Annotated in this window: 2 protein-coding genes; one reads left to right on the plus strand and one right to left on the minus strand. The window is 69.0% G+C overall.

Annotated elements, in window-relative coordinates:
• Positions 1-67 precede the first annotated feature (67 nt).
• Positions 68-892, minus strand: coding sequence for a hypothetical protein (locus QN345_RS18390; protein ID WP_322188513.1), 825 nt, complete (start codon positions 890-892; stop codon positions 68-70).
• 524 nt (positions 893-1,416) lie between these two features.
• Here QN345_RS18390 and QN345_RS18395 point away from each other — a divergent pair.
• Positions 1,417-2,001: hypothetical protein (locus QN345_RS18395; protein ID WP_416347678.1), on the plus strand; the 585-nt coding region annotated here is incomplete at its 3' end.

Genomic DNA, 2,001 nt, shown 5'->3' on the forward strand with positions numbered 1-2,001 from the left:
GGTGGTCGACCACCCGCGTGGCGGCGGAACGCCCGCGCTCGGTCCGGCGGGCGAGCGGATGCGCGCGTCAGCGCCGGTGGTGGATCCGAACCTTCGCCGGCGCCGGCGTGGGAGTCGGAGTCGGGGTGAGAGTGGCCGTCGGCGTCGGCGTCGGCGCAGGCGCCACGACCACGGGCGCCACGGGCGCCGTGGCACCGAGGCCGAGGAAGGTCGCGTCGAACGAGTTCAGGTCGACGAGGACGCCGTTCAGGTTGTGCTCGAACTTCTGCTGCACGCCGATCCGCGGATTCGCGGCGGTGTTCCAGCCGCCGTATGACACCGCAGCGGGCGCGCCCGTATCGGCGAGCCAGCCGCTGTAGTTCACCGCACCGGCATTGGTGTCCCAGAGCGGCACGTCGGCGAAGGCGCCGCTGTTGTTCATGATGCTCGGCCACATCCCCGAACCGCTGTAGATCACCGGCCGCACACCCATCGCGCGCACCCCGTCGACCATCGCGCGGGTGACCGGCGGGCTGCCGCTCTCGACGTCGAGAGCGAAGAACTGCAGTTGCGACTGGTACGGGCCGGCCGCGGCGATCCCGCCCTGCCAGCACGTCGCATCCCGGGTGTAGACGGCGATCTTGAGGCCGGCGTCGAGCGCCATCTTCAGCTGGGCCTGTGTGTGCTCCCAGGGGGCGCAGCTTCCCCACGCTGTCGAGTGCATCACGTAGAGACGGATACCCTCGTTGTACGCCTGTGTGAACCAGGCCGGGTCCGTGATGATGTTTGCGGAGTCGACGACCTTGACGGACGACGGCGTCGCCGCCTGGGCGGAAGAAACGTTCGTGGGGGCGATGAGGCCGAGTATAGCCAGCGAAAGCGCAAGCGCTGCCGCCAGGTGATTCTTGTTCATTTAAGGGGACTCCGAAGTACCAGATCGTGGTGCTGAACCCGGTAACTCCAGTGTCAAATCACTTCAGTGTCGCGCGTACGTCGCCGGAGCTGACTGTTCGTCAGACTCAACGGGTGGAACCAGGTAATGAGATATTCTGTCTATGGTGACACATCCTCACGTTGAGCACTAGTCCCCCAACGAGGGACACGCTGCGGCCGCCGACTCAGCCGAGAGCGTAATTCCTGCACCGCCGGGCCCGGACCCGGTGTCGCCATCCACGGAGAGTCGCGCGCTTGGACCGGCCCCGGAAACGCCCGGTGAGAGCGGCAACCTGACCCTGGATGCCTGCCGGACGACGGCCGACATCGGGCGGGAAGTCCTGGCAGCACTCATCCGTCTCCTGGGCCGGGCACCCAGCAGACACGGAGGGTCTGGCCGACCCGGCTGCCTAGACTCGCCACGTGCTGCCGGCATCGGTTCGCCATCCGGGCCCGCCCTGGATTGCACCCACCGTCGGCCGCACGCAATCGAAAGGAATAACTGTGACCCAGAACAAGAACTCCTCGGCTACCGCCACCTCTCGAAAGAAGCGCCTCACGATCGGCGCCGCCTCCGTGCTCGCCGCGGGTGCCCTGCTCGGCACCGGCATGCAGGGAGCAACGGCCAGCCCGTTGGGCGGAACCGCCGAACCGGGCACCCCGTCGACCCCGTCGGCATCCGCCCCCGCTACCCCGGGCGCCTCGTTCTTCAGCTCCGTCGCGCACGAGCTGCGCGGGGACCTCGCGCACGGACGGGACTTCGGCGAGAAGGCCCAGAAGGTCGCCGCGACGATCTCCGATCACGCCGAGCTCTTTGCGAGCCTGCCTGCGAATCTGCAGGCCGACCTGACCACCCTCACGCAGGCCTCGGACGGGGACCGCACCGCCGCCGCCGAATTCATCGCCACGTCGGCTCTCGCCGGGAACTATGGCGGGCAGGCGCAGGCGCTCGCCGTTGCGATCCAGGCTGACCCGGAGCATCCGCTGCGCGCCGCCCTGCACGCAGCGCTCGAGGGCAGCCTCGACGCCGGCCATGCACGAGGTCTGGCTGCGCGCTTCCGCCGCGGAGGTCACCGCGGCCGGCCTCGC

Origin of the sequence: Cryobacterium sp. 10I1 (assembly GCF_035019805.1) — a bacterium.
In the GTDB taxonomy this organism is placed as follows: domain Bacteria; phylum Actinomycetota; class Actinomycetes; order Actinomycetales; family Microbacteriaceae; genus Cryobacterium; species Cryobacterium glucosi.

What these genes read in the sequence shown, in the direction of transcription:
- QN345_RS18390 (WP_322188513.1), bottom strand. Translation starts at nt 892, where the DNA reads ATGAACAAGAATCACCTGGCGGCAGCGCTTGCGCTTTCGCTGGCTATA.